The sequence below is a fragment of the Candidatus Rhabdochlamydia oedothoracis genome (genome assembly GCF_019453995.1).
GTDB classification, from domain to species: Bacteria; Chlamydiota; Chlamydiia; order Chlamydiales; family Rhabdochlamydiaceae; genus Rhabdochlamydia; species Rhabdochlamydia oedothoracis.
Map to the genome: position 1 here is coordinate 1,012,320 of NZ_CP075587.1, position 21,020 is coordinate 1,033,339.

The 21,020-nt window shown below is 35.7% G+C and carries 17 protein-coding genes and 3 pseudogenes; 10 read left to right on the top strand and 10 right to left on the bottom strand.

Translation table 11 applies throughout. The features are described 5' to 3' along the window. Positions 1-289 precede the first annotated feature (289 nt). Together RHABOEDO_RS05605 and hemW are read left to right on the top strand one after the other, a co-directional pair. Complete coding sequence (locus tag RHABOEDO_RS05605; protein ID WP_350339711.1) at positions 290-745, top strand: hypothetical protein; 456 nt, start codon at positions 290-292, stop codon at positions 743-745. Beyond that, on the top strand, positions 735-1,871 hold the full coding sequence (gene hemW / locus RHABOEDO_RS05610; protein ID WP_220017421.1) for a radical SAM family heme chaperone HemW: 1,137 nt from the start codon (positions 735-737) through the stop codon (positions 1,869-1,871). Before RHABOEDO_RS05605 ends, hemW begins: the two co-directional genes overlap by 11 nt. A gap of 268 nt (positions 1,872-2,139) precedes the next feature. On the opposite strand, the gene RHABOEDO_RS05615 is transcribed toward hemW, so the two are convergent. Beyond that, positions 2,140-4,146 (bottom strand): glycogen debranching protein, encoded by a 2,007-nt coding sequence (locus RHABOEDO_RS05615; RefSeq protein ID WP_215217239.1) that lies wholly within the window; start codon positions 4,144-4,146, stop codon positions 2,140-2,142. Positions 4,147-4,454: 308 nt separating this feature from the next. Between RHABOEDO_RS05615 and RHABOEDO_RS05620 the strand changes: the two genes are divergently transcribed. After that, entirely contained in the window at positions 4,455-4,949 is a 495-nt protein-coding gene (locus RHABOEDO_RS05620; RefSeq protein WP_215217240.1) for a CesT family type III secretion system chaperone, read from the top strand. On the opposite strand, the gene RHABOEDO_RS05625 is transcribed toward RHABOEDO_RS05620, so the two are convergent. The 4 genes and pseudogenes from RHABOEDO_RS05625 to RHABOEDO_RS05640 all read right to left on the bottom strand — a co-directional run bounded on the left by RHABOEDO_RS05625 (position 4,939) and on the right by RHABOEDO_RS05640 (position 11,897). Next, entirely contained in the window at positions 4,939-6,366 is a 1,428-nt protein-coding gene (locus RHABOEDO_RS05625) for a DnaA ATPase domain-containing protein (protein WP_245397595.1), read from the bottom strand. The two genes, RHABOEDO_RS05620 and RHABOEDO_RS05625, sit on opposite strands and share 11 nt — an antisense overlap. Before the next feature lie 68 nt (positions 6,367-6,434). Continuing rightward, a pseudogene (yidC, locus tag RHABOEDO_RS05630) lies at positions 6,435-8,141 on the bottom strand (membrane protein insertase YidC); the annotation flags it as partial. 417 nt (positions 8,142-8,558) lie between these two features. Then, positions 8,559-9,572, bottom strand: a complete 1,014-nt coding sequence (locus RHABOEDO_RS05635) for an IS30 family transposase (protein WP_215216525.1) — start codon at positions 9,570-9,572, stop codon at positions 8,559-8,561. Between the two features lie 303 nt (positions 9,573-9,875). Further along, a complete protein-coding gene (locus RHABOEDO_RS05640) occupies positions 9,876-11,897 on the bottom strand; it encodes a TPR end-of-group domain-containing protein (protein WP_215217307.1) in 2,022 nt (673 codons plus the stop codon). Between the two features lie 260 nt (positions 11,898-12,157). On the opposite strand from RHABOEDO_RS05640, the gene RHABOEDO_RS05645 reads away from it, so the two are divergent. Continuing rightward, positions 12,158-12,583: an acyl-CoA thioesterase gene (locus RHABOEDO_RS05645; RefSeq protein ID WP_215217306.1), complete on the top strand. Its 426-nt coding sequence runs from the start codon at positions 12,158-12,160 to the stop codon at positions 12,581-12,583. On the opposite strand, the gene RHABOEDO_RS05650 is transcribed toward RHABOEDO_RS05645, so the two are convergent. The 4 genes from RHABOEDO_RS05650 to menB are packed head-to-tail and all read right to left on the bottom strand — an operon-like array spanning position 12,495 to position 16,511. Continuing rightward, positions 12,495-13,892, bottom strand: a complete 1,398-nt coding sequence (locus RHABOEDO_RS05650; protein WP_215217305.1) for an AMP-binding protein — start codon at positions 13,890-13,892, stop codon at positions 12,495-12,497. The genes RHABOEDO_RS05645 and RHABOEDO_RS05650 overlap by 89 nt on opposite strands. 1 nt (position 13,893) lies before the next feature. Next, entirely contained in the window at positions 13,894-14,817 is a 924-nt protein-coding gene (locus RHABOEDO_RS05655; protein WP_220017423.1) for an enolase C-terminal domain-like protein, read from the bottom strand. Continuing rightward, complete coding sequence (gene menA, locus RHABOEDO_RS05660; RefSeq protein ID WP_215217303.1) at positions 14,805-15,674, bottom strand: 1,4-dihydroxy-2-naphthoate octaprenyltransferase; 870 nt, start codon at positions 15,672-15,674, stop codon at positions 14,805-14,807. The genes RHABOEDO_RS05655 and menA overlap by 13 nt, the downstream gene beginning before the upstream one ends. 3 nt (positions 15,675-15,677) lie before the next feature. Further along, the gene (gene menB / locus RHABOEDO_RS05665) at positions 15,678-16,511 is read right to left on the bottom strand and encodes a 1,4-dihydroxy-2-naphthoyl-CoA synthase (RefSeq protein ID WP_215217302.1); all 834 of its coding nucleotides are present in this window, start codon (positions 16,509-16,511) and stop codon (positions 15,678-15,680) included. A 246-nt stretch (positions 16,512-16,757) separates the two neighbouring features. Between menB and RHABOEDO_RS10805 the strand changes: the two are divergent. Continuing rightward, positions 16,758-16,919 (top strand): annotated as a pseudogene (locus RHABOEDO_RS10805) (IS481 family transposase); the annotation flags it as partial. Between the two features lie 122 nt (positions 16,920-17,041). Further along, on the top strand, positions 17,042-17,419 hold the full coding sequence (locus tag RHABOEDO_RS05670; RefSeq protein WP_215217300.1) for a helix-turn-helix domain-containing protein: 378 nt from the start codon (positions 17,042-17,044) through the stop codon (positions 17,417-17,419). A gap of 275 nt (positions 17,420-17,694) precedes the next feature. On the opposite strand, the gene RHABOEDO_RS05675 is transcribed toward RHABOEDO_RS05670, so the two are convergent. Continuing rightward, a complete protein-coding gene (locus RHABOEDO_RS05675; RefSeq protein ID WP_215216525.1) occupies positions 17,695-18,708 on the bottom strand; it encodes an IS30 family transposase in 1,014 nt (337 codons plus the stop codon). Here RHABOEDO_RS05675 and RHABOEDO_RS05680 point away from each other — a divergent pair. The 4 genes and pseudogenes from RHABOEDO_RS05680 to RHABOEDO_RS05695 all read left to right on the top strand — a co-directional run bounded on the left by RHABOEDO_RS05680 (position 18,695) and on the right by RHABOEDO_RS05695 (position 20,830). Beyond that, positions 18,695-19,375, top strand: coding sequence for a hypothetical protein (locus RHABOEDO_RS05680; protein WP_215216524.1), 681 nt, complete (start codon positions 18,695-18,697; stop codon positions 19,373-19,375). The two genes, RHABOEDO_RS05675 and RHABOEDO_RS05680, sit on opposite strands and share 14 nt — an antisense overlap. Before the next feature lie 156 nt (positions 19,376-19,531). Further along, a pseudogene (locus RHABOEDO_RS11755) lies at positions 19,532-19,636 on the top strand (IS5/IS1182 family transposase); the annotation flags it as partial. Between the two features lie 334 nt (positions 19,637-19,970). Then, on the top strand, positions 19,971-20,339 hold the full coding sequence (locus RHABOEDO_RS05690; protein ID WP_215216866.1) for an IS630 transposase-related protein: 369 nt from the start codon (positions 19,971-19,973) through the stop codon (positions 20,337-20,339). Positions 20,340-20,344: 5 nt separating this feature from the next. Continuing rightward, the gene (locus RHABOEDO_RS05695; protein ID WP_245397589.1) at positions 20,345-20,830 is read left to right on the top strand and encodes an IS630 family transposase; all 486 of its coding nucleotides are present in this window, start codon (positions 20,345-20,347) and stop codon (positions 20,828-20,830) included. The last annotated feature ends 190 nt before the right edge of the window (positions 20,831-21,020 follow it).

Sequence of the window (21,020 nt, forward strand, 5' to 3'; positions counted from 1 at the left end):
TTGAGCTGCTTTTATGCTTTTAATAAACAAAATTTGTTAATAAGAATTGCATTTAAGTATCTAAATCTTTTACACTGCGATCGGCTTAAAGATTGGATTTTTCCAAGAAATGAGTTTTCTATATTTCCATGCATTAAATTTTTGTGTTTTAGCTCGTATTTTTAAAATTTTTGCAAATGTTCTTGCAAGACCGTTGCATTAAAAAAAGAGCTAAAGTAAATAGTCATTCTATAACCGGATAGAGTGAAATAGGTATGATTCCCGGCTATAATGAGGAAAGAACATGAATATTAAAAGTGAGCGATTAAAAAAACTGGAAACGGAACTTCACGATTTGGAGCATTGGCTAAAGCTGGGTTTAGTTCCTAAAAAAGACTTAGACAAGCATAAAGAAGAAATTAAAATGCTCCAAGATAAGGTTAAGGAAGAAAAACAAAGGCTGCGCTTTCTTAAAGAAAGTGGAGAAATGGAAGAATTTACTCTACCAAAACGCCAAACCGGACGTCAAAATGCACATGAGCCTCATAGCTTGCCTGATGTAGATATTGGAGATGAAGGGTTCACCGAAACAGGTTTTGATATGGAAACAGAACCTTTTGATCTTGATACTACCGCATCTGGAGAAGATGCCAGTAGTGCAGATGAATATGGTGATGATGCCGGAGTAGAAGAAGAAGACCCGTTTTCTGACCGCAATCGTTGGAAAAGAGGGGTTTTTGAAGATCCCGATGCTAATGACTGGTAATCAGATTAGTCTTTATATACATATTCCTTTTTGTTCTAAGAAATGTCCTTATTGTCATTTTTTTGTTATTCCGGATAAGGAATCCTTTCAAAGGAAATTTTTGGTCGCCTTCTTGCAAGAATGGCAGCTTAAAAGCCCTCTTCTAAAAGATAAACAGATTATTTCTATTTATTTTGGAGGAGGAACGCCTACTCGGCTATCTTTAGCTTATTTAACCAAAATGGTCGCGGTTATTTTATCTAGTAAAGTAGCTGCTAATTGTGAAATGACCATCGAAGCGAATCCAGAGGATATAAATCCGGAACTTTTGCAAACGCTCAAAGATTTATCCTTTAATCGAATCAGTTTTGGAGCGCAGTCTTTTAATGACAATGAATTGATTTCCTTAGGTAGAGGTCATACAGCAAAGCAATCAATTAATGCGATTCAAGCGGCCTATTTAGCGGGTTTTGATAATCTTTCGATTGATTTGATGTTTGAGCTGCCTAATCAAACACCGTCTTCTTGGAGAAAAACTTTAAACCAATTACGTGATTTGCCTATCAAACATCTATCTCTTTATAATCTTACCTTTGAGCAACACACGGTTTTTCATCAAAAAAAACAACAATTACAAAAATTAGTTCCTTCTCCAGAAGAATGCCTTCCTATGCTACAAGAAGCTGTAGAGAGTTTAAAAGAAATGGGTTTTGAGCGTTATGAGATCTCTGCTTTTGCAAAATCCAAGGCTTATTCTTTACATAATACCGGCTATTGGCTTGGGCGCCCTTTTTTAGGTTATGGGCCTTCTGCTTTTAACTATTGGGAAAAAAGACGGTTTTCAAACCTTTCTCATTTCAATCAATATTGTAATTTTCTTGAGGCTCAGCAAGATCCGGTTGGTTTTTCTGAGCAGCTAGCTTTCCCTCATAATCTCTATGAGCTTTTTGTGATTCAACTGCGTCTTTGTGAAGGGGTAAATATAGTTGCTTTTGAACAAATGCACGGACCTTTACCCGGTGATTTTTTAGAAATTTGTGAAAGGTTAATAGTAAAAGAAAAATGGTTATCTCGTGATAAAGACCGTTTATTTTTAACAGACAAAGGGATGTTATTCTACGACAGTGTTGCCGCAGAGCTTATTTAGTTTATGTTTCTAGGTAACAGCTTATCTCTTAAGATAAACTGTTACCAGAAAGCATGCAGAATTTTCTTAAAAATTGTTAAAACACGAGGTCATTACTTTTTTAAATTATTATTCTTTCGTGTTTATCAAACTTTAAAAAAATTTTCCGTTGTCTGCAATTTAAGCAATAAAGCAGCTTAAACTACTTCTGATAGCATTTTAAGAGCCTTTTAATCAACTATGATATTTCAAGGGAATGTAAATTAATTATTTAGAAACTATTTTTCATTTAAAGACTTTTAGCTATAAAAGCAGAATGAGAGCTCATTGTATAAGGTGAAGAAATTTGTTCCGGATGCTCGGAAAACTCTTTAGGGGAGATCAGAGAGGTATCGATGATACGATGCCAATTTTTACCTTGAGGAGCCAAAGGTAGCTCGATGGAAACGGGCTCAAAATACGCATTAAAAGCAATATAGAGATCTTCGCTATTTTGACTTTTTAACGTATAAGCAATAAATCGGCTTTCTGAGCTCCAGTTGGGTTGTAGAGGTTGATGACCGTGCCACTTAATGTCATCCGAGGTTAAAAAAGAGCTGCTTTGTAAAAGAGAAGCATGAGCTTTACGAAAAGCGATCATGAGTTTGTAAAAACGATAGAACTCTTGATTTTCTATCAACTTATCCCATAAGAACCAGTTCAGTTCATTATCTTGGCAATAAGCATTATTGTTGCCGAAACGATTATGAGCGTATTCGTCACCCATTAGAAGCATAGGGGTGCCAAGGGAGATAAGAAGAGCTGTAATTAAATTACGCATTTGTTTTAGACGCAAGAAAAGAATTTCCGGATTATCGGTTGCTCCTTCTACACCACAGTTCCAACTATCATTGTTAGAGTTCCCATCACGGTTTTCTTCCCTATTATCTAGATTGTGTTTTTCTTGATAACTGACCAAATCGTGCAGAGTAAAGCCATCGTGTGAAGTGATAAAATTGATGCTGCGGTAAGGATTTTTAGAGTTTTCATATAAATCTTCAGATCCACAGATGGCGTTAGCGAATTCTCCAGCTACATCATCGGTTCCTTTAATAAAGCGTCTAATGACATCGCGATACTTTCCATTCCATTCAGCCCAGCTATTGGGAAAAGCTCCTAATTGGTATAACCCACCTGCATCCCAAGGTTCTGCAATCAGTTTTACATGTGAGAGAATAGGATCTTTTGTAATAGCACGAATAGATAAAGGATCTGTAAGAAGAGATCCTTCTTCATCTCGGTTAAAACAAGAGGCTAAATCAAATCTAAAGCCGTCGACATGCATTTCTATTACGAAATAACGCAATGAATCAATGATAAACTCCATGACAACAGGGTTGTTTACATTGAATGTGTTACCCGTACCTGAAAAATTTAAGTATTCAGCATTTGGCGTTAACATGTAATAAGTGTTATTGTCGATTCCTGCAAAAGAAAAGCAAGGATCTTTTGCACCTCCTTCTGCTGTATGATTATATACCACATCTAAAATCACTTCGATTCCTTCCTTGTGAAGTGCTTTTACCAGATCCTTAAACTCATTGGAGGATTGGCTTGCTTCTTTGCTATAGCGATTCATGAGGGAGAAAAAACTACAGGTAGAATAACCCCAAACATTATAAAGAGGTTTTTCTGCTGCGGGTTGCTTTCGATGTAGTTCACACTCATCAAATTCAAAGATAGGCATTAATTCAACAGCATTGATTCCTAATTCTTTGAAATGTTGGATTTTCTCTTTGACAGCTGAAAAAGTGCCAGGTGCTTTACTAGAGCTTGAAGAATGTCTTGTAAAAGAGCGAACATGCATTTCATAAATGATCAATTGTTCCATGGGAATTTTAGGAGGGGTGTCTTGCTCCCAATCAAAAGAAGAATAAGGATAGAGTTTGCCTCTTAAAGGTTTTTGTTTTACTCCCCATTGATTATTCGTATTCAAATATTTACTATAAGGATCTAATAAAATTATATCGGGGCAAAAGTGATTTTTCGGATCTTGATTATCTCCATCTAATTGATAACCGTATTCCCATTCTATATCTTCTGCTAGATTTTTAATAAGTACATGCCAAATAGATCCGGTTTTATTTTTTTGAGGATCAAATGTAATTTGATAAGTAGAATCTGATGCATTTGGACGAAATATGTGTAAAATGACTTGATTAGCTGTTGATGAAAAAAGAGAGAAATTTATCCCTTCTATGCATCGACTTGCACCCAGGGGATAAGCAGAGCCTTTTTCAAGTACAAGGTGTTTCATCTTATAATCCCACTTAAATTTGTAGATTAGCTTAAAAATTCTTTCGAAGCAATTCGTTAATTTAATTTTTTAATTGCCCTTTTTAAGGGAATTTGCAAAAACTAGGTGATTTTTTATAAACAGACAACTCTTGACGTAAAAGATCTATTGTCAATAAATTAAGGTTATAGATCTTGTGCTGTCATTTTTTCCAAAATAGTAGTATTATTTTTTAAGGTTGTGCTCGTTTTTAAGGTTGTGCTCGTTTTAAAAGCGAAAGCGATTTATAATTAAGGATGAACATTAGAGAACTGTAGGAGGACGATTCAATGTCATTGGAAAATGCCAAGGCAAATTTAAAGGAATTCGGGAAAGAACTCAATCTAGAGTTGGCATTTGATGAAAATCACACATGTATACTTGGGATTGATAATACTTTTTCTCTTCATCTTACATACGAGCCAAATTCTGATCGTTTGTATTTATACTCACCGATCTTAGATGGTCTACCTAAGGATCCTGCGATCCGATCAAGCCTATACGAAGCTCTTCTTGAAGGGGCTATGTTAGGAGGTCAAATGGCAGGAGGAGGAGTAGGAGTTGCTGTTCCTGAAGAATTGATTTTAATGCATGCTGTTATAGAAATGGGTATAGGGGCTGATGCATCTGCATTATGCCGTTATGCTCCTTTATTTGTTGAGTCTGTAGAGAAGTGGAGAACCCGTGCAAAAGATATTTGCGAGGGTCGAGATACTAAAAAAGATCTTTCACCTCCAACAAATCCTTTAGGGGGAAAGCCTGGAGAAAGATTTATTAAGATTTAATAAAGTAATGGTCACTATTCCGATCGTTTGTTAAAACGCCCGGAATAGCGACTTCTTTATCTAAAGACGCCACAATTTGTTTTAAAGCCTCTTGTAATTCTTTATCTCTATTTTCCAATTTTGTTTTAATTTGCTTTACTGCTGTGACTGCTGTTGAATGATCGCGGGAAAATATCTTTCCAATCTGTGTAAAAGACAATTTAAGAATGGTTCTACATAAGTATATAGAAATTTGCCGAGGAAAGGTATGCCGGTGAATTTGCGATTTTCCTATAATTTCTGTAGAGGTTATATCAAAGTAAGAAGCTACTGCAGATAGAATAGTGTCTTTATTTAAGGTTTTTTGCTGCTCAAATTGAATGAGGTCAGAAAGAATGGTTTCTACTTGTCCTGACTGCAATTTATCCGGCTTAAAATTTTTATCCTTTAAATATATACGTAATAATAAAGCTTCAAAGGCGCGCAATAAAGAATGATTATTGGAAAACGTCTGAACTAGGAAAAAACATACTTTTTCTGTTAGAGGAAAATTTCTTACTTTACAACAATGGGTAAGTAACTTCTTACGCTCTATTTCTGTAAGTTCGCTTAATTGTAATACAATACCCCACTCAAATCTTGAAATAAGCCGCGGCTCGATTTCTTCTAGCTGAGAAGGGGGAGTATTAGAGCTTAAAATAATTTGTTTGTTAGATAAGTGCAGAGTATTAAAGAGGTGAAAAAGTTCTTCCTGTGTTGCATCTTTACGCATAAAAAGATGAACATCATCTATTAATAAGGCATCCAAATGACGATAGATCTCTCTAAACTTTTGCATTTCTGAAGAACGAATAGCAGAAATGACATGTTCGGTAAATGTTTCAGCTCGGACAAATAAGGCTTTAAGACCTCTTTGGCAAAAAAGATGAGTTAGAGCCATTAACAAATGGGTTTTACCTGTACCGGCTTTCCCCCAAAGAAAAATCGGATTGCAGGCAGCTAGGTTAGGAGGAGCAGAGGTAAAGCATAAAGAAATAGGATCTACTCCTGTTAGCTCACAGCATAGACGCATAACTACTTCATTGGCTTTAGCTGGAACAAAATTTGCTAGAGTAGCTATAGGATCTAATCTATCTGCAATAGGAGAAAACACAGCGGGTTGCTGAGTTTTATCCTTTTTTTTATTCATACCACCATCTGGAACATGAAGATGAACTTTAATGGTTCGAGAGTTATTATTCAGCAAGTGTGTTTTAATCAAAGGGCGCATATGTTCTTCAAACCACAACATATGAAAAGCATCAGCTGCCTCTAGATAGAGGTTAGTTGCATCAAAATGTAAGATTTTAAGTGATCGCAGCCATTGATTTACTGTTTGTTTCCCTAATAGGTCTTCTTGCTTTTTTAAAAACTCTTCCCAAGCTTGCATGGATACCACATGTGACAACAGGTGAAACTTAAAAGTAGCAGGTGGCTTAATTTTTGGCTTACTGCTGCCTAAAGCTTTTACGCCTTTTTCATTTTACGCATTATAAACCATTGCTGCAATATGCCAAGACCCATTGAAGATAGCCAGTAAAGATTTAATCCCGAAGGGAAATGATAAAACATTACAGTAAAAACAACAGTCATAATATTACCCATCATTTTTTGTTGTTTTTGTTGGTCTGTAAGAGTAGCGGTGGTTTTTGTATTCATAGAGGTAAAACGTTGTTGTACCCACATGATGAAACCTAGTAAAAAAGGTAAAAGATGGAAACTAGAACCAAAAAAAGGAATAGGATAGCCCCAGCTAAAAAGCACATCTGGTGCTGTTAGGTTATCAATCCATCCAGGGATGAAACTTGCACCTCTTAATTCAAAAGTAGATTTTAATAAGTCAAACATTCCAATTAAAAAAGGCAATTGAATTAATAGAGGAAAGCAACCCATTAATGGATTAACCCCTTTTTCTCGATAGAGGCTCATGACCTCCATTTGAGCACGCTTGGGGTCTTTTTTGTATTTCTCTTGAATAGCGGTTACTTGAGGAGCTATTTGGGTCATCTTTAAAGAAGAATTAATAGACCAAGCATTGAGCGGATAGAGCATAATACGCAATACGAGGGTCAATAAAATAATCGAAATTCCCCAAGATGAGGTCATTCGATAAAAAAACTTCATGACTAAAAATAAAAATTTAGCAAAAGGTTCTGAAATGAATGTAAACCATCCATGAAAGCTTAAAGCTCCAATATAACCCGGATTATACCCTTTAGCAGGGTTAGCATATGTTTGATCTACTTTATTCAAGAGGTCATCTTCGAAAGGACCTGCATATAAGCGGAAATGACTTGTTTGTTCATGCAGAGGTATCTGCATTTCATAACCTGGATATTTTTCAGGAGGATAAGGTTGATACTCTGGATTAATCAAAGAAAGACGGGTAGGAATTTGCATCCCAGAAATCATCTGCGCGCGAAATGAACTCCCTTCTGCTGTTAAAGGATCGAGAATCAGTCCCAAAAATCCGTTAGAGTTACAAATCCAATCCGCTGGTATAGCATTCATCGTTCCATTTTTAGGCAGAGATAGCTGTTCTATTTGTGCTTTTTGAGAACCTCTAAGCATCCGATATTTTAAAGTAGGGGCAGCATTTCCTGAGATAAGCTCTACCTCTGGTACTCCTGTCGTTAGCCATAAACCCCGTGTATCTCCATCTATTTTGATTATTACTTCAATGCAGTAAGGGGATAAGCTCGGATCTTTAGAAAAGGAAAACACCTTTGTGATCCTACGGTTGGGTTGAATGAGTTCAAATTCAATAAGATCATTTTCTAATTTTTTTAAACGATAGGGCTGTGTAGCTAAATTCGTATCTGAAGATACAATATTCAAAGCATAAAATTTAGGATCCACAAAAGAAATAGGGACGTCTTGTGCATTGAACAGAGTGCGTCTTAATAAAGGATAATAGCCACCCGTGGTTGGCTGGTTTTTTTCTCCAGCTCTCTCATTGCTGGTAAAATAAGGAAAGCTAGGAAAATGACTATTTTGCGGAAAGTCTTTTTCAATAATCCGATCAAAAGCAATGGGACGCACAGGTGTTTGAGAATCTTTTTTATTATACAGAGCCAAATTAATCTCAGAAATGGCTCCACCTATATTAGAAAAAACCAACTGCTGGTAAGCATTTTCTAGAACAAAGAACTGCTGTTGTTGTTGGTTAAGCGTATCGGTTGTAATTGGTTTTGCTTCAATTACCTTCTCTATATAAACCTTGTGAGTCTCAGTAGTGGTTATTGAAGGTTTTTTAGGTGGAAAAAGCCATTGATTAAGGAAAAAAAATCCTACTGTTAAAAGCAATACAAAAAGAAAAGAACGTTTATTCATGAAGCAATAACCTTAATTTGCATAGGAATGAGTGTTTACTAACCAGTTAGAGTTGGCCTGAAGAGAATCCTAACACAGAAAAAGATTTAAACTAAAGATAAACTAAGATCAGGCCCTTTCAATCTCGAAGTGCACAAAAAAGAACATATACTAGTGCCGATAATTGCCTGAAAAAAAGTCACCGACGTTTCGTAATATCGATGGCCCTTTCAACCTTGAAGTGCACAAAAAAGAACATATAAATACTTGAAAAAACATCTATTGTGCACCCGAGCATAGCATGTTTGTAGATAATCTCGTAAACACTTCTAGTGGAGTTTCGAAGTTGAGAGCCTTTCTAGGTCTGTTATTTAGTAAAGTTTCCACCCTTTCTATATCCTTGGAAGTCGTATCTAAAAAGCTTTGTGTTTTAGGAAAATATTGCCTAACTAGTCCGTTTGTATGCTCATTTAAGCCTCTTTCCCAAGAATGGTAGGGCGTTGCAAAGTAGAAGTCTGTCTCTAGCTCGAAACTAACCATTTGGTGATAGGCAAATTCTTTTCCGTTGTCTGCTGTTAATGTGTGTACAAAATCTTTGATAGGTTTAAGTTGTTCAATTAACGCTTGACTTACTTCCTCTGCAGTTTTATGAGAAACTTTGGCGAGCTTAGTTAGCTTGGAAGTTCTTTCTACCATTGATACAATTACGCCTTTATGTCCTGCCCCTATGACTGTATCTAGTTCCCAGTCTCCTAAACGAGTCTTTTTTTCTACAATACAAGGCCGTTGCTTAATATCTATACGACCAGGCATGTTCCCTCTTCCAGAAGCTCCCTTTCTCTGCTTGTTATATTTTTTCCCTCGATGACGGAGCTCTCTATAAAGCTGTCCTCCCTGTCGTTTATCTTTCCAGATATGATTATAGATGGTCTCATGACTAACATGTTCTTTACCATGTCTTTTAAGCCATCCGGATATTTGTATAGGGCTCCATTGCAACTTGATTTTTTCTTCAATACGGGTAACTATTTGAGGAGTCATTTTTTTATTGGGCTGAGAATTTTTTCTAAGAAATGCTTTTTCTTGAGCTTGCTGATGACGGTATCCTCGTTGCCCTTTATTTCTCTTAAGTTCCCTACTAATAGTGCTATGATGAACTTTTAGAATGTTTGCTATTGAGCTAGATGTATCTCCTCTAGCTTTTAAAATATAAATCTGACATCTTTGGTCATAGGTTAGGTGATGGTAGCCTTTAGGCAAGGTCTCTCCTTGTGTTTGATTGTTAAAAATCACAATAGAGATTCTTTCATCGCCTGCCTATTCTTTTTTTAATTCTTCTGTGCACTTCAAACTTGAAAAGACTTAATATATAGTGATTCCGATTCAATCGTATATAGTAGTGCCAGTTCAAAAGTCTAGCTTAATAAGTTTCAAGTCAATGACTTGAAACTTATTATTAATCCTATATTTTTCTATACGATTGAATCGAAACCACTATATGAGATTATCTACAAACATGCTATGCTCGGGTGCACAATAGATGTTTTTTCAAGTATTTATATGTTCTTTTTTGTGCACTTCGAGGTTGAAAGGGCCTTAATATTCTTCTAGATTACGACTGTTTTCTAGACGGGATAAAAATTCGTGAAAATTCTGTGTTGTGCGTATGTTGTCAAGCCAGTCATCTTGGAGCATTTCCTCTATAGGTGGTAGAGAATCCGCTTTAACCGCTTTTTCTAGAAAACGCATGCTAAGCTCAATCTGATTGGAGAGGGAATAAAGACAAGCGAGGTGATAGTAGGCTTGAGTATTACCTAAACGACTTGCGGTAAATAGTTTTTGTTCTGCATCGCGATAAAGCTGCTCAATTTCAGCAGAATCATATAAATGTTGGCTTAAATTGATTAAGGTTAAGGCAAAGTCTAAGAGCACTGTATCATTTTCATTTTCTTGTTTAACAGCAAGCCTATAATGATGGATAGCGCGATAGAGATATTCTCTAGCAGAAGTAAGTTCCCCTAAATGTGAAAGTGCTAATGCTAAGTGATGATGTACATCGTATAAATTAGGATCAATCATTAAAATTTGTGAAAAAATCTCAATAGATCTTAAGTAATAACTTTCTTCTTCGAAAAAATCTCCAAGAGTATCTAGTGCACATGCGTAGTGAAATAGCCATTCTGGATATAAAAAGATGGCGTTTTTTTGTATAATTAATGCTTTTTCAAATAAGTCGATAGATTTTTCTAAAAAGCATCTTTCATGCTTCATTTCTCCAAGCTTAGCTAAAGCCACTGCATAATCAAATAAGTAAAAATGAGATTTTTTCAAATAAAGAGCTTTTTTATAAAATTTAAAAGAGGAATAGAGAATATCGGCATCTTGCTCAAGATCTCCGATTGCTGTATAAATCTTTGCAATTGCATGCCAGTTACGATGATAGGTGCGATTAATAGATAATCCTATTTGGAATTTTTCAATCGCTTGATAATAAAAATCGATATCTTTGAAATAAGTGCCCAGACACTGTAAACAAGACCCATAGCAGTGCCAAATATCAGGACTGTCTTCTTTTTGTTCAATAATCTGACTCATTTTTTCATTGGCTTCGTGAATGAGATCAAGGCGTTCTAAATTCATTCCTAGTAAGCTAAGAGCTTCAGCACAGATTGCTTGGGTAAGAAAATGATCAGGATCAACATTAAGTGCCTCATTACACTTTTCAATACATAGGCGTAATTTTTTGACATCAGAAAGATTTTTACCTGTTTCACATAGGAATAAAGACCAGTTTAACCAGATATCTAAGGATTTTGGCGATCTTTGAGCAGCTGAAGCAAAATATTCATTGGCTTTGATGAAATGATCTTCATCATGTGTTTGTGTGTATAATTGACAAAAAGTTTGAGCCAATAAATGCCATAAAGAGGCTGATTCTGGCTCTAAAGAAAGAGCATTCTTAAAATATTGGTTTGCTTTAAAATAAAAACGCGCTTCATTTACAAAACTAGCAAATCTATAACAAGCCAGACCAAAGTCTCTCCAAACATCAGTAAGTAATGTTTTATTTAAATTAACCGCGTTTTCAAAGGCCTGTATAGCATTATGCAAATCATTGGGTTCTTGCGAATAACTAGCTATATGTAGAAAAATAGACCCCAAATCAGCGTATAAATCAGCAAGAGTATCTATTTTTTGTAGAGGGCAAAGATCGATTGCTTGAGTTGTTTTCTCATGAGCCTCTAAAAAATATTTTGGATTTTTATAAGTAAATCCTAGAGCAGAGAGCACACTGCTCCAAGCTTGCCAGATATCTAAATGGTTGGGATTGAGTTGAGCTGCTGTTTTTAGCCGTTTATTTGCTAATAGAAGTGGTTTTTTCTGCTGTTTTTCCTGTGCAAATTGAAAAAGGGATAGTCCTTGGGAAAAATACAGCTTAAAATTAGTAGGTTCAAGAGAAAGAGCTTTATTAAAGTAATTTAAACCTTTATCAAAATATTTCTTAAGCAATGCAAGTTCGCCCTTTGCTTGTAAAGACGTTGCAGCGCTTTGCTCTGGTAAATTTTGTAAATGATTTTGGTTTAATAAGACGGAAGATTGTAAATTACGTGGATTCATTTTATATTTTACTCTTTTAAATCTACTTAACTAGGATATCTGCTTTTGGAAGTGATAGCAATCATAAAAATAGCTTTTTTTTTAGACAATCCTATAACCTAAATTTTAAATCGGTTTTAAAGGGCCTTTATTTGTATCTGATCACTAATAATAAGGCTTTTAGCTGAAAAAAATTAATCTTAAGATTTTTTTAGTTTATACCGATATCTTAAAGCTTTTTATGGAAAAAATGCATTCAAATTTTTACTATAGAGAAAAATATGTTTGAGTATCGAACACAGATTCGTATGAAGAATACAGACGCAACAGGACATTTATTTTTTTCTGAACAATTCAATCTAGCTCTAGAGGCATTTGAAGAGTTTTTATTTAATAGAGCAATGGACTTAGACCAGATGGAAATGCCCATTGTTCATGCAGAAGCTGATTATAAAAAACCTCTACAATTAAGAGATTCATTAAAAATTACATTAGGTATTAAGCACTTGGGAAATGCCTCTTTCAGCGTATCCTATCTTTTATTTAATCTTAAAACCCAGGAAGAAGTAGGTAGCGTTATTATTGTACATGTATGTATAGATTCCATGACAAAAAAGTCTATACCTCTTCCATTGAAGTTAAGGGAGTATCTCGAAAGACATCTTTGGGAAAAAGACTTTTTAAATGCTGCTCTAGAAGAGGAATAGGGGTTTTTACAGAGGTATTTTTTAGATGCTTAGGATAAGGCCAAATGCTTACAGGGCATTTAAAAGAAGGAAGGATTTTGTGCAATTCAAAAAAAACTTGAGCAAAGGATCTTTGCTCAATATCTTCAATAAAAGCAACGGGACGATTCCCAAATTCTTCATCTGGCTTAGGTAATACCGTAGCACAGATAATTCCTCTGATAGAGCATAGTGCTTGTTCAATTTCTTCTGGTTGTATATTTTCTCCTCCCGAAATAAATAAGCGATCTTTTCTTCCTGTTATATGAAGATGATTATGTAAACAGATTTTACCTAAATCTTTTGTAGCAAACCAACAAGGAGGTGGGTGTATTTGAAAGCCGTCCCAATAACCTTGAAATAGGTTTTTGCCTTTAACTAAAATCTCACAATCGTTTGCTATTTTGATTTCACAACAACTTATTGGATAGCCCATGCTTAAATTTTTTAGTCGCAGATCTTCTTTGGTTGCTAGGGTAATCATTGAAGTTGTTTCTGTCATGCCGTAGGTAAAAAAAATAGGAAGTTCTTTTACAGATTGGAATAAAGAAAGGCTCGTGTGTGCTCCTCCAACTAAGACACATTGTAACTGCTTGCTTAAAAGAGGTAAGCTGCATTTTTGATCTTTTAAGCGAAATAGTTGAGTGGGAACACAAGATAGATGGGTAATTCTATGGGGAATGATCTCTTCCCAGATGGATTTTAAATCTGTTAGCACAACGCATAACCCTATTGTCATACAACGTATTAAAATGGATAAACCACTAACGTGATATAGAGGTAGTGATAACAGCCAACGAGAACTCTTAGATAGTTGAAGCGGTAGATGCGTGGCTAAAGCACTGGTTAGATAGTTTTCAAAGGTATGGCAAGCGATTTTGCTTTTACCTGAAGATCCAGAAGTGGCTAAAAAGGTAAACAATTGCTCTGTATCAATTATAGGGTCTATTTGATAAGAGCTAGCAGTAAAAACAAGGGTATCTAGATTGATAAAATGAGAAGGCTTGAGTCTTTGGATTAAGTCCTCAATCTGCACTTGAGGAAATTTAGGATTTATCGGACAAGCAATTGCGCCCATACGCAAAAGAGCCAGTAATAAAATAACCGTTTTGAACGAAGTGGGTGCAACAAAAGCAATCCTTGTTCCTTTACTTACTCCTAAAGAGAGTAGGTGCTTTACTAATTGAGATAAAAGCTTATCTAATTCTTGATAAGATAAGCTATCCAAAGTTGTCTCAATAGCTAAAGCTGTTGGGTTTTCTTTTGCTTGTAGCGCAATAGGGCAAAGCATTTTAACCACAATAGATCTCTTGTAATAGATGTGTTTGTATCTGCGCTGGGAAAGGGCAAGAACAGATAGGGGAAGAAAAAATAGGAAAGGGGGTTAAGATATCTTCAGTAAATAAAGATTGTGTATTCAGACCAAGTGGGTAGAGCTTTGTTTGCATGGCCAAGTGAGCAATTTGCATCAACCCTAAACCGCTCTCATAGGAGCTGCTAAAAATCAATTTTGTTCTTTTTTTCTCTAAATGTTGCATGAGTTTTTTGGTAGTGAAAAATCCTTGAATCATGGGTTTTACGACGACTGCCTTGCAATTAGCTAGATTCTCAAACCTAAAATCAGGGTTTTTCTCTAGAGTTTCATCTAACCCAAAAGGATGGGAAAAATCAGCTAATCGAGAGGTTTCCCAAGTGGGCTCTTCAATAAAGTCAAATGCTAAGGAAGGAAATTGGCCAAAAAAATACAGGGCTTCTTGAAAACTAAAGCGCTGGTTTGCATCTACTCGTAGAGAAAATGTTTTGCGCAAGCTATCAAGGACAGCAAAAGCATCTTCTAAAGAAAGTTGCGAAATCTTAACTTTAACAGAAGAAAATCCTTTGTGTGCTACCAGCAGTGCCTGCTGCATCATTTCTTGCTTAGAGCCCGATAAGAGAGCGCATAGAGGAATAGGGGGGAAACTGAATTGCTTAAGAGCTGTTGCCAGTGCAAAAGAAACAGAAGAGTAAAGATGAGAGGTTTTTTTCCCTTTTAATACATTTATTAATTGTAAAAGAGCTTCATCTATTGTCTCTTTACTACGACCTGGTAAAGGAGAGATTTCAGCCCATGCTTCTTGCTGATTGCTATCTTTGAGACAAACAAGATGGCTTGAGCGAATCGATTTGTCTTTTTTTGTAAGTTGAAAACGAAAAATGCGCCAACTTATAACATCCAACCTATGCAAAAAAGAGCTGTAAATAGGCATAGCAATTGACCTGTTTTTATCAACAAAAGATTCAGTTCCATGGGATTTTTATATGTAAACATTGTTTTTATAAGCATGCCTGCTGGTAGAAGGCATAAAAGCGTACAAAGAGCAAACGGATGGGAATCGTGGAAAAAAAATAAAGATCCAAAAGCTGCTAATAAACAAAAAAGATATTCCCATTTACCAAATGATTTACCAAAACAAGAGACTAAAGTTTTTTTATGAGCTAATAGATCTTCATCGATATCTCTTACATTATTTACCGTTAAGATTGCAGTAGAGATTGCTCCAGGAGCAATACCAGCTAGTAATGCCTCTAAAGATAGAGAGCCTATTTGCAAATAATACGCTCCGCTGACTGCAATCGGACCAAAAAAAAACCATACAAAAAGATCGCCGAGCCCAAGATAAGCTAGAGGATAAGGCCCTGCTGTATATAAAATAGATAAACATAAAGAAACAATGAGTAAGCAAGCGATAAGAGCTTTTCCAATGATCACTAAATATATACCGCTTAAAAGCGTTAACAACATACTTATGATTATGGCTTGGCGCATTGTCTTATGGGATACGAGCTTTGCTTGAGTAACACGTATAAATCCTTTGCGCTGATGAGTATCAGCTCCTTTGAGATAATCAAAATAGTCATTTGCTAAATTGGTTGTAATTTGAATCCCTAAAGCAGTGCACATGGTGCAGAGGAAAATTAACCAATCAAAGCTGCCAATTTTAATAGCCATCGTTGTTGCAATCAGAACAGGGCTTATACTAGCAATTAAAGTTTTCAGTCGAATCGCTAGTGTCCAGATTTGAATAGCATGCATATTTTAAGGCCGTTTAGGAAATTGTGAGAAATTAGGGCTGCGTTTTTGCAGAAAAGCACTACGCCCCTCTTGCGCTTCTTCTGTCATATAATAGAGTAAAGTAGCATTCCCTGCTAACTCCTGCAGTCCTGCTTGCCCATCACAATCAGCATTAAAAGCAGATTTTATACAGCGAAGAGCTAAAGGAGAATGCTGAAGAATTTCATAACACCACTGCAAAGTAGTTCCTTCTAATTCTTCATAAGGGACCACGCAGTTAATAAGACCCATTTCTAAAGCTTCTTTTGCGGTGTATTTTCTGCATAAAAACCAGATCTCTTTCGCTTTTTTTTGTCCTACTATCCGTGCTAGATAACTAGAGCCGAACCCTCCATCAAAAGAGCCTACTTTAGGACCCACTTGTCCAAAAATGGAATGATCTGCTGCAATTGTCAAATCACAGACCAAATGCAAAACATGTCCGCCACCAATGGCAAAGCCTGACACCATGGCAATGACCGGTTTTGGTAGCCCACGGATTTCTTTTTGTAAATCTAATACGTTTAGACGGTCTGTGCCTTCTAAATCTGTATATCCAGCATTACCGCGAACTTTTTGATCCCCACCGGAACAAAATGCTTCTTTACCTTTTCCTGTTAAAACAACCACTCCTATGTTGAGATCGCTACGAGCATCTTGTAGAGCATGTGATATCTCAGAAATGGTTAAAGGGCGAAAAGCATTTCTCACCTCAGGACGATTAATGGTAATTTTAGCAATACCGCTGTGTTTATGATATAAAATATCTTGATAACTACCCGCTATTTCCCAGATTACATGTTCTTCAACTGTTTGCATAAAACACCCCCAATATGTGGTTTATGTTACAAAACGTTGTTTTCGTTGGCAATTCAAAATTAAGCCATTTGTTTTTTTTCATTTATCCTATTTGATCCTAGGAAGGTTCCTATAACATCATTCGTCTGCCCCATAGAGTATTCTAAAAAGGTAAGTTCGGTCTTATGATATAAAGGGATTAGGGGTATGTTTAGTCCCAAAGTATAATGGTGTATACTATGAACATTTAGCATCAAAGGAAACATTATGGGACAAATAGTACATGGGTGCGCCAAAACAACTGAGGCGATACGTCGGAAAATACAAAATAGTCAAAAGAGCATAGCCAAATTAGCAGATGAGTTGAGTCTCAACCCTAAAACTGTTCTTAAGTGGAGGAAGAGAGGGTTTCAGCACGATGCTCCTATGGTCATTCTAATATCCTAAGCAATGAAGAAGAGGCTATATACTGAAATGCATTAGAAAAAAGACTTGTCAAACACTAAATTCATTGAAATTTTCTAATGGATTGAGATATAAATTGTTCTCATATGCAACTAAAAGCGAACTTTTTAACAAGAAACCAAAAAGACATCCTCAAGGCTCGTCATCGCCATGAACGGGATAAAAGGCTATGCGATAGAATCAAATCTATTTTATTGTTAGATGAAGGGTGGACATGCCCACAAGTAGCACATGCTTTACTCCTAGATGACGATACGATAAGACGTTATTATATCTATTCAGAAGACGGAAAAGAAGCCTTACTAAATTTGAACTATACAGGAAAGGTTTGCTGGCTCAGTCAAAATCAGCTTGAGCAACTAAAAATCTATGTAAAAGAAGAAGCACTCCATTCGGCTAAACAAGTCATTAATTTTGCCAAAGACCGCTTTGGAATATATATTAGTGCCAATTCAAACGGCTAGCTTAATGGGATTTAAGTCAACGACTTGAAACTTGTCGTTTATCCTAATATATCCTGCACGCTCTTTGCAAATCTTTCTCCAGAATATCCTCACTTTTGAAAAGATTTTAAACAGGATCTTAAAAAAAAGAAAGTTAAGAGATTTTTTAGAAAGTCCTTTATTTAAAATAAAAAATTTAAATTTATACAACTTATTGATTTTAAGTATTTTTTTATTATTGGCCCTTTCAACCTTGAAGTGCACAAAAAAGAACATATAAATACTTGAAAAAACATCTATTGTGCACCCGAGCATAGCATGTTTGTAGATAATCTCGTAAACACTTCTAGTGGAGTTTCGAAGTTGAGAGCCTTTCTAGGTCTGTTATTTAGTAAAGTTTCCACCCTTTCTATATCCTTGGAAGTCGTATCTAAAAAGCTTTGTGTTTTAGGAAAATATTGCCTAACTAGTCCGTTTGTATGCTCATTTAAGCCTCTTTCCCAAGAATGGTAGGGCGTTGCAAAGTAGAAGTCTGTCTCTAGCTCGAAACTAACCATTTGGTGATAGGCAAATTCTTTTCCGTTGTCTGCTGTTAATGTGTGTACAAAATCTTTGATAGGTTTAAGTTGTTCAATTAACGCTTGACTTACTTCCTCTGCAGTTTTATGAGAAACTTTGGCGAGCTTAGTTAGCTTGGAAGTTCTTTCTACCATTGATACAATTACGCCTTTATGTCCTGCCCCTATGACTGTATCTAGTTCCCAGTCTCCTAAACGAGTCTTTTTTTCTACAATACAAGGCCGTTGCTTAATATCTATACGACCAGGCATGTTCCCTCTTCCAGAAGCTCCCTTTCTCTGCTTGTTATATTTTTTCCCTCGATGACGGAGCTCTCTATAAAGCTGTCCTCCCTGTCGTTTATCTTTCCAGATATGATTATAGATGGTCTCATGACTAACATGTTCTTTACCATGTCTTTTAAGCCATCCGGATATTTGTATAGGGCTCCATTGCAACTTGATTTTTTCTTCAATACGGGTAACTATTTGAGGAGTCATTTTTTTATTGGGCTGAGAATTTTTTCTAAGAAATGCTTTTTCTTGAGCTTGCTGATGACGGTATCCTCGTTGCCCTTTATTTCTCTTAAGTTCCCTACTAATAGTGCTATGATGAACTTTTAGAATGTTTGCTATTGAGCTAGATGTATCTCCTCTAGCTTTTAAAATATAAATCTGACATCTTTGGTCATAGGTTAGGTGATGGTAGCCTTTAGGCAAGGTCTCTCCTTGTGTTTGATTGTTAAAAATCACAATAGAGATTCTTTCATCGCCTGCCTATTCTTTTTTTAATTCTTCTGTGCACTTCAAACTTGAAAAGACTTATGTCAAACTATCCCCTCCATTAACTTTTCAATATATAAAATCTCCTGAGTTTAAAAAAGATGAAGTACACGCCAGGTATAGCATACAGACATGTATTAAATTCTTAGCTGACTATTGCAAAGAAAAAATTGCCAAAAAAGAAAATTACGAGGAAGAGCTTAAGTTACTTTGGTCCTTGCTTATAAAGAACCATCCAAATTTAGCACCAGATCCTTTGTCTATCGATCTCATAAGCTCTCCTGAGTTTAAAGCAGATGAAGTAAAAGCCAGATATAGTGAAGATACACGTCGTATATTTATAGAAGACTATATTAAAGAAAAAATTGCCAAAAAAAAAGAAAAGATTACTAAGTCAGACTTAAATTTATCGGGAGAAGAACATACTATTTTCATAAAAAAACTTCAACTTACAAATAAAGATTATAATAATTTTTTCTTAAAAGTTTTGAATCAATTTCCAAAAAAAATGATTAGTGAAAATCTAAAAGCCTATTTCGCATCTTTTCGATGCGGAAAAAAAAGGATACGACGCAGGAAAAAAATATCAGGAAATAAAAAGACATACAGGCGACTGACCATTAAAACAAAATCTTGAATTTAGAGTGCGGATGCTAGAAACTGTTCGAGACATATCTAGAGATATGTTATTACACAACCAGTCTGCTCGATATAGATAAATTTGCTAAGAGCCTGTTTAAAATCTTTTCAGTAAGGTATAATGATAGTTTTCATAAAACCTTTGGAGGTAATTATGATCCGCTCTTATCCAAGCGATATTTCTCGTAAACAATTTAGCAAAATCCATCTAATACTTGAGTCTACACGCAAAAAAACACGTCCACGAAGAGTTGATCTATAGTAGTGCCAATTCAAACGGAATGGGTTTCAAGTCAACGACTTGAAACTTGTCGTTAATCCTATATTTTTCTATAAGATTGAATCGGAACCACTATATATGATATTTTTTGTGGAATTTTGTACATTTTAAAAAGTGGTTGCCAGTGGCGTATGTCAGGGCCAACGCATGAAGATTTTGCTTGATAATTGAGAGATAAAAAATGATTCTGGCTCCTTTTTCATAAGGAGTATAAAATGGAAGAATTCATTCATTCTTCATCTATTATAGTTATTTAAAATATTATTGATAAAGTTGTATATTTTTCTCCAACAAAATATATGGAGGTAGAGAAATGCCTAAACCTTATTCAATGGATCTAAGAAAACGAGTGCTTCAATACCTAGAAGAAAATAACGACAAAATGAAGGCCAGCCAGCTATTTCAAGTTGGGATTGCAACTGTCTACCGATGGGTAAAGCGTAAGAAACAAAGAGGAAACGTAGAACCTCTAAAAAAGAAAAGCACTTATAAGAAAATTGATGATCAGAGATTAATCGCTTATGTAGAAAAAAACCCCGATCATTTTTTATCAGAGATTGCAAAGCATTTTGGTTTGACTTTGCAAGCAATCTTTTACGCTTTGAAAAGACTCAAGATCACAAGAAAAAAAAGATTGCGTTTTATAAGGAAAGGAATGCGGAAGCAAGAGCGGAATATCTAAAAAAGATAGAAGCAATTTCTCCTGAAAAAAGGGTCTATTTGGATCAGAGCGGAATCAGTCAATATGTGCATAGGCAATATGCGAGGAGCGCGAGGGGAAAACAAATATTTGGAGGAATTTCAGGAAAACGATTTGGTAGACAGAGTGTAATTTCGGCACTACAAGGGAAGAAATTGCTGGCACCGATGTGTTTTGAAGGAACTTGCAATACGGATCTATTTAATGTATGGCTAAAACAGGAATTGATTCCAAATTTGACTCATGGCCAAGTTTTGATTCTCGATAACGCGAGCTTTCATAAATCAAAGACAACTAGAACATTGATAGAGGAAAGTGGATACAAAATGCTCTTTCTCCCGCCTTATTCACCGGACTTAAATCCTATCGAAAAATATTGGGCCAATATGAAAACGAAAATCCGAGAACTTTTACCTACTGTAGCTAATTTATCCGAAGCCTTAGATCAAGCTGTTTTATCAATGTCGATTTAAATAACTATATGATGCATTTAAGGCGCGCAATCAACTAGATAGCCTTCATGATATTATCAGCACATCTATCCTAGCCATGCTATGTGGACAAGATGATTACATGGGCTTTAGCTTGTGGACACAGATGAACCTCGATTGGTTATAATCTGTTAATATCTGCAAATATGGAGCTCCTTCTCCATGATACCTA